Origin of the sequence: Streptomyces sp. NPDC058307 (assembly GCF_042880295.1) — a bacterium.
Lineage (GTDB): Bacteria > Actinomycetota > Actinomycetes > Streptomycetales > Streptomycetaceae > Streptomyces.
In genome coordinates, this window is sequence record NZ_JBHVYZ010000008.1 from 180,534 (window position 1) to 187,328 (window position 6,795).

The 6,795-nt window shown below is 67.7% G+C and carries 5 protein-coding genes; 1 reads left to right on the plus strand and 4 read right to left on the minus strand.

Annotated elements, in window-relative coordinates; genetic code table 11:
* Window positions 1–27: 27 nt before the first annotated feature.
* From ACFVYN_RS09130 to ACFVYN_RS09145, 4 genes are read right to left on the minus strand one after another with little or no spacing between them, the layout of a single operon-like run.
* Window positions 28–1,395 (minus strand): cytochrome P450, encoded by a 1,368-nt coding sequence (locus ACFVYN_RS09130; RefSeq protein ID WP_389994696.1) that lies wholly within the window; start codon window positions 1,393–1,395, stop codon window positions 28–30.
* Window positions 1,396–1,419: 24 nt separating this feature from the next.
* A complete protein-coding gene (locus tag ACFVYN_RS09135; RefSeq protein WP_389994698.1) occupies window positions 1,420–2,781 on the minus strand; it encodes a cytochrome P450 in 1,362 nt (453 codons plus the stop codon).
* A gap of 13 nt (window positions 2,782–2,794) precedes the next feature.
* On the minus strand, window positions 2,795–3,709 hold the full coding sequence (locus ACFVYN_RS09140) for a hypothetical protein (RefSeq protein ID WP_389994701.1): 915 nt from the start codon (window positions 3,707–3,709) through the stop codon (window positions 2,795–2,797).
* Window positions 3,706–4,728: a polyprenyl synthetase family protein gene (locus tag ACFVYN_RS09145; RefSeq protein ID WP_389994704.1), complete on the minus strand. Its 1,023-nt coding sequence runs from the start codon at window positions 4,726–4,728 to the stop codon at window positions 3,706–3,708. The genes ACFVYN_RS09140 and ACFVYN_RS09145 overlap by 4 nt, the downstream gene beginning before the upstream one ends.
* A 793-nt stretch (window positions 4,729–5,521) precedes the next feature.
* Here ACFVYN_RS09145 and ACFVYN_RS09150 point away from each other — a divergent pair.
* On the plus strand, window positions 5,522–6,795 hold a 1,274-nt coding region (locus ACFVYN_RS09150), incomplete at its 3' end, for a polyketide synthase (RefSeq protein WP_389994725.1).

Below are 6,795 nucleotides of genomic sequence, written 5' to 3' on the forward strand. Positions count from 1 at the left end.
ATCGTCCCGGGGGCCTCCTTCGTTCGCTCAACGCGGTTGCGGGACCATGGGCAGCGGGCCGGCGCTGAGGCTCATGTGCGGACGCGGGCGGATCGTCGTGTCCGGGACGGGGCGCAGTCGCCAGCGGGCGGCGATGGCGGCCAGGGCGAGGGTGGCCTCCGTCATGCCGAACACGTCCCCGATGCACTTGCGGCTGCCGGCTCCGAACGGGAGATAGCAGCCGCGTGTCACGTCCTTCGCCCGCTCGGGGACCCACCGGTCGGGGTCGAAGGACTCGGGGTCCTTGAACAGTGCGGCGTTGTGGTGCAGTACGTAGGGGCTGATCAGGATGTCGGACCGGGGAGGCAGCTGCCGTCCCGCGAGCTCCGTGGCCTCGGTGGTGGTGCGGGTGTAGAGCCAGGCGGGCGGATACAGCCGGAGGGTCTCGGTGAACACCCGCTGGGTGTATTCGAGTCGCGGGACGTCGGCGTAGACGGGCGACCGTCCGTCCAGCACCTCGTCGAGTTCGGCGTGCAGCGCCGCCTCGACCTCCGGATTCCGGCCGAGGAGGTGGAAGCTCCAGGCCAGGGCGCTGGCCGTGGTCTCGATACCAGCCAGCAGCAGGGTCATGACCTGGTCGTGGATCTCCTGGTCGTCCAGACTCCCACCGGTCTCGGGGTCCTCGGCGCCGAGCAGGGCCGACAGCAGATCGCCGCGGTCCCCGCCCTCCGCCCGGTAGTCCTCGACGATCTGGTTGATCAGCCGGTGCAGACGCGTCCGCGCCTCGTCGAAGCGGCGGTTGGCCGCCAGGGGGAGTTTCGCCAGGAGCCCGGTGGGGTCCAGCGCCTGCCGGTACGCGCCGTGCACGATGATCGGCAGACAGTGCTGGATCTCGGCGACCGCATGGCTCGCGATCTCGGTGGAGAACAGCGCGCGAGCCGTGACACGGGCGGTCAACGCCTGCATCGCGTTGCTCACGTCGATGGCCTCTCCCGCCTCCCACGACAGGGACTCGCCAGCCGCTTCGCGTTGCATCACCTCGGCGTACGTGGGCATCCGGGCGGGATGGAAGGCGGGCTGCACCAGCCGCCTCTGCCTGCGGTGATCCGCCCAGTCGGAGGTGATCAGGCCGTTGCCCAGGATGGGCCGCGCCTTCTCCTTCACGGGCCCGCCCGTGTCGTAGGTGCGCGCGTTGAGCAACACCTGCTGGACCAGTTCCGGATGGCAGGGCAGATAGGCGCGGCTCGGCCCCAGCCTGAGCTCGACCAGGTCGCCGTGGGCCGGCAGGGAGGCCAGGAACTCCAACGGCCGGCGGCCCATCAGCACGGCGTGGCCGATCAGCGGGAGACCGCCGGGTGCGGTACCGAACCGCCAGTTGTGCGTGGCGGACGACTGGTGCGCGGTCTTCGTGCTCATGTGTCGTTCATCCCCTCGCGAACGTCAGCGCGGTTCGCAGATCATGGGCAGCGGGCCGGCCTCCAGGGTGGCCTTCGGCTCCGGCCGCAGCCTGGTTCCGGGTATGGGACGAAGGCGCCACCGGCTCGCGATCGTGGCCACGATGAGGGCGGTCTCGGTGAGGGCGAGGACATCTCCGATGCACTTGTGGCTGCCCGCGCCGAACGGCAGCAGCGCTCCGCGAGGCACCTCCTTGGCGCGCTCGCCCAGCCAGCGCTCGGGGACGAACTCCTCCGGATCGGGGAACAGTTCGGCGTTGTGATGCAGTGCCTGGGCGCTGTAGAGCACCAGCGCGCCCGCCGGCACGGGGTGCCCGCCGAGATCGGTGTCGACCGCCGCCACCCGCATCGACATCCAGGACGGCGGGTACAGGCGCAGCGCCTCGGTGATGACGGCGCGGGTGTACTCGAGTTTCGGGAGGTCGTCGAAGACCGGTGAGCGGTCGCCGATGGCGGCGTCGATCTCGTCGTGCACCCGCTGCTCGGCCCCGGGGTGCGCGCCCAGCAGATGGAAGACGAACGCGAGGGTCGACGCGGTGGTCTCGCTTCCCGCCACGAGGAAGGTGACGACCTGGTCGAGGACCTCCTCGTCGGTCAATTGCTGTCCGGTATCCGGGTGTTCGGCCCGCAGGAGAGTCGAGAGCAGGTCGCCGTGGTCCTCCTCGGACCGCCGACGCTCGCTGATCATCGTGTCGACGATCTCCCGAAGCCGTGCGTTGGCGTGGTCGTAGCGCCGGTTGCCCGGGGTGGGGAGCTTCTCCATGATGCCCAGCGGGGCGATCGTGCGCTTGTAGATGCCCTGCGAGACGGTACGCAGGCAGTGCCGGGCCTCCTCGATGGTCCTCTCGTCGGCGCTGGTGGAGAACAGCGTCCTGGCGGCCACCCGCATCAGGAGGGCGTGCATGGCCTCGCTGATGTCCTGGGTCTGCCCGGCCCGCCAGGAGCCGAGTGCGGTACGGGTGTCGTCGCCGACGGCGGCCGTGTAGGCGGCGATCCGCGTGGAGTGGAACGCCGGCTGGATGACCCGTCGTTGGAACCGGTGGGCGTCGCCGCGCGAGACCGACAGGCTGTTCCCGAGCAGCTGCCGGGCCTTGTCGAAGAGACCTCCCTTGTCGAAGGTCCGCGGGTTCACCAGGACCTGGTGGACGAGGTCGGGATGGCAGGCCAGGTAGGCCCGGCTGGGCCCGAGTCTGATCTCGACCACGTCACCGTGGGCGGGCAGGGAAGCCAGGAACTGCAGCGGCCGACGCCAGAGCGCGAGCACATGTCCCAGAAGAGGCACCGCTCCGGGGGCGGAGCCGAACGACCAGGAGCGGGCCGGTTTATCGGAAACCTTGGCCGGGTTCACGTTACCCGCTTCCTTACTGAATACGAGAGTTGACGTTGTTCACGGCCGCTTTGTAACGTTTGTTGCTCGTGGTCCAGACAAAGTTGCCGTAGATGAGGTCCATCAGGACGTCCCGCGTGATCTCGTCGAAGGATTTGATGCACTGTATGTCCTCCACGATGTCGTCCATACGCTCCTGGAAGAATTCGTCGAAGGCGTCCTGGTTCGACACGTCGCACAGTCGGAAGCAGTTGGTGATCTGGCCCAGCGCGATCTCGCGATCGTACGAGTAGAAATCGTTGACGATCGCGAGACCCCGGGTAGTCATTCGAGCGGCCAATCCCGACTTGGCGTGTTCCGTGAACTCCGGGTGCTGGTAGATCGGATACGACATCTTCATCCAGAAGTCGACTCCCACATCCGTCACACGGAATCGGAAATACTGCTCCGGGGAGGTGTTGCAGAGCACTTCCTTGATGGGGGAGTTGCGGAACATGTGGTCGCTGGTGACGAAGGCCCGGGCGCCTTCGTAGGCGAACCGTGCGTCTTCCTCGTCGTAATACTTCTGGCATATCTTGCGCAGTTCGGGAAGGAAGACGGCGAAGTCGTGCAGTGCCGGATCCATGTCGTCCCACACGAAGGTGACGCAGTTCAGGATGCAGACCGCCTTGAACGCCTCCATGTCCCGGATATGGCGAGCGCTCTGCGACCACCGGACGACATCCATGTAGGAGATCCAGCGTTCGTCGGAGACGGACTTCCCGAAGGGGGCCACCGCCGCATTGCACGCGTCGATGACTTCCCGGAGCTCGGCGTCCGTCATCGGCACCATCTGGGGCAGGTGGCCGATGTGCTGTTCGAACGCCTCGGCGAACCGGCTGGTGCTCTCCTTCCAGTGGCGCATCATGCCGGGAAGAACGGTCTCGGACGCGGTGATTTCAGTGGTCATGAGTCCCTCGCAGTAGCCATACGGGCAATCCGCTTCAGGGCGCCGACGGCGTCCGCGGTGAACGGGGCGTCGTCGAGCGCCCGCAGTGCCTGCTGTTGACGGTCGTCGATCATGCGCTCGACGGTCTCCCGGGCGCGGGTCGCCTCGAAGATCCCGCGGACGACGCCCGCTCCCTCCTCGTCCAGCAGCGGATCGCCGAGCAGGCGGCGCAGCAGCGCGGCCTGCTCGCCGTCGGCTGTGCGCAGGGCGAGCGCGGTCAGTGTGGTGTTCTTGCCGGCGCGCAGGTCGTCGAGGTGTGACTTGCCGGTGACCAACGGGTCCCCGTACACGCCGAGCAGGTCGTCGCGGAGCTGGAACGCCTCGCCGAGGGGGAGCGCGTAGGCGGTGAAGGCGGCCATGGCCTCGGGGTCCGTGCCCGCGATGGCGGCGCCGACGTGCAGGGGGCGCTCGATGGTGTACTTGGCCGTCTTGTAGCGGTAGACGTTCAGCGTGGCGTCGACATCGTCGGTCAGCCCGCCGGTGGCGTGCAGGTCGAGGTACTGACCCAGCATCAACTCGGTGCGCATCTGCGACACGAGCGGGAGCACCGCGCCGAGTTGGGCGGGGGCGAGTCCGGCCGAGTGGAAGAGTTCGTCGGACCAGGTGAGCGTCAGGTCGCCGAGCAGGACCGCGGCACTCATGCCGAACCACTCGACCTCGTCCGGTCCCCGGCACGAGGCGTGGTGGGCGGCCAGGGTGCGGTGCAGGGTGGGGCGGCCGCGGCGCGTGTTGCTGAGGTCCATGACGTCGTCATGGATGAGCGCGAAGGCGTGGAACATCTCGAGGCAGGCGGCGACTCGGAACACGCGCTCGGGGTCGTCTCTGCCGCCGACGGCCTGCCAGCCGGTCACACACAGCAGGGGGCGGATGCGCTTTCCGCCCGACATGAAGTCCTGGACCAGTCCGGAGAGATAGGACAGATGCGGTTGATTCGCGCCACTGCCTTTTTCCGAAAGAAAGTCCGCAAGTGCGTCGTCCACCGACCGGCGTATCGTTTCCGGATCCAGGATGTCAAGGCTGGCTAAGGGTGCTGTCACAGGTCTAACTTCCCCTTTTTCGGCGTTGCGTCGTCTTCGTCGTGTCGTCTTTGTTGTGGCGTCTTTCACGTGTCAACGGCGTTTACCGCGACCGGCGGCAGGAAGGCCGTGTGTGGCCCGTGTGCACAAGTTGGCGGGCCTGGGCAAGGATTGTGAAATGGGGGGAGCAGGGCAGGTCAAGGGTGCCGGTCGCCGACTGTCGTCCGGTTGCTGCTGCCGAGCTGCTATCGCCCGGATCTCGCTCTTGGCGTCACAACGCGGTAAGCGCTGTTGTGAGCCCGCAGCAATCTTCTACCCGCCACTCGACTTTCCCCCGTCCGAACGGCCAACTGTCCCTGATGCGCGGCCAGTCTAGGCACAGGATGCGCGGATTCGGAAGGGATCCCTCCTGTGGCCGGGGTCGTGAGGAGGGGTCACGCGTCGCGCTACTTACCCACAGTTGGGGCCGCTTGAACATCCTTGCGCTTCGCTGGACGCTGGGGTACGTTCGGATGAGTTGATCAATGCTTCCGGGCAGTTGTTACCGCTCGGTCCACTTTATGGTCCTCTTATACGCGCACCCCACCATCGTTAGGTGCGCTTTAGAGTCGGCGCCGAGCGAGGCCGGCTTTCTTCAGCTGTGATTCCGACTTCGCTTCACGGCGAGAGTCAGGTAAGCGAGTTCCAGGCGTCGGGGGAAGGTGCCCAATTGTCCAGAGTCGCTGATTTGTCTTGGGATCGTGCTGCGGACAGGGGGATCGCGGTGGTCGGCATCGCCTGCCGCTTACCCGGTGCGAGCAGCCCGGAGGCGTTCTGGCGGTTACTCGGCGACGGTGCGGATGCGGTCACCTCCGTACCGGCCGGCCGATGGGCACAGCCTTCCGGCGCCGACCCGGACACCGCCCTCGAACACGGTGCGTTCCTCGAGAGGCCGGACCTGTTCGACGCCGGGTTCTTCGGAGTCTCACCACGTGAGGCCGCGGCCATGGATCCCCAGCAGCGGCTGATGCTCGAGATCGGCTGGGAAGTACTCGAGCACGCGGGCCTGACCCCGGCGAACCTCGCAGGACAGCGAACGGGAGTGTTCGTCGGCGCCATCAGCGACGACTACGCCACTCTGCTGCGGCGGCACGGTTTTGCGGCTGTGACGCATCACACGCTCACCGGTCTCAACCGCGGCATGATCGCCAACCGGCTGTCCTATCTGCTGGGCGCCGACGGACCCAGCATGGTGATCGACTCGGGCCAGTCCTCCTCGCTCGTCGCCGTCCACGCGGCCTGCCAGAGCCTGCGCAACGGCGAGTGCGAGACCGCCATCGCCGGTGGCGTGCACCTCAACCTCGCCTTCGACGGCAGCCTGAGCGCGGCCCGCTTCGGCGGACTGTCCCCCGACGGCCGGTGCTTCACCTTCGACTCACGTGCCAACGGCTTCGTCCGCGGCGAAGGCGGTGGCCTCGTCCTCCTCAAACCGCTCGCCCGGGCGCTCGCCGACGGGGACCGGATCCACGGCGTCCTGCGCGGCAGCGCGGTCAACAACGACGGTGGCGGGGACACCCTGACCACCCCGAGCCGGGCCGCCCAGGCAGACGTCGTGCGCCGCGCCTGTGCCGCGGCCGGCATCGGCCCCGCAGACGTGCAGTACGTCGAGCTGCACGGCACCGGCACCCCGGTCGGCGATCCCGTCGAGGCGGCGGCACTGGCGGAGGCCGTCGGCTCCGCGCACGCCGGGCATCTGCCGCTGCGCGTCGGTTCCGCCAAGACGAACGTCGGACATCTCGAAGGCGCGGCGGGCATCACCGGTCTGATCAAGGTCCTGCTCTCCCTCAAGGCTCGCCGGCTTCCGGCCAGTCTGAACTTCCGCACCGCCAACCCCGCCATCCCGCTGGACGAGTGGAACCTGCGGGTGCAGACCGAACTCTCTGACTGGCCACGCCCGGACGTGCCGTTGGTCGCCGGAGTGTCGTCGTTCGGGGTGGGCGGGACCAATGCGCATGTGATCGTGGAGGAGGCTCCGCCGGTCGAGGTACCTGC